This is a genomic window from Enterobacter sp. PTB (assembly GCF_051130085.1).
In the GTDB taxonomy this organism is placed as follows: domain Bacteria; phylum Pseudomonadota; class Gammaproteobacteria; order Enterobacterales; family Enterobacteriaceae; genus Enterobacter; species Enterobacter ludwigii.
Genome location: NZ_JBDKEE010000228.1, coordinates 1 through 204, shown reverse-complemented (window position 1 = coordinate 204; position 204 = coordinate 1). Strand labels below are relative to the sequence as shown.

At 60.3% G+C, this 204-nt stretch carries 1 protein-coding gene; it reads left to right on the top strand.

Annotated features, from left to right (window positions below):
* A partial coding sequence (locus AAIR21_RS28330; protein ID WP_434682905.1) for a type VI secretion system baseplate subunit TssG occupies nt 1-204 on the top strand: 204 nt, incomplete at both ends.

The following is a 204-nucleotide window of genomic DNA, read 5'->3' as shown; positions in this document are numbered from 1 at the left end:
TGGGGTTTCCGGTCAGCGAGTTGCGGGCCGTGGAGGAGAATGAGGACGATCCGGAGGCACCGCTCTCGGTACGGACAACCTTCCTCGGGGTATACGGCGTGGACTCCCCGCTGCCGACGCACTATCTGGATGATATTGCCACCCGGCGTGAAGGGTATGAAGCCGTCACCGCCTTTCTGGATATGTTCAGCCACCGTATTACCA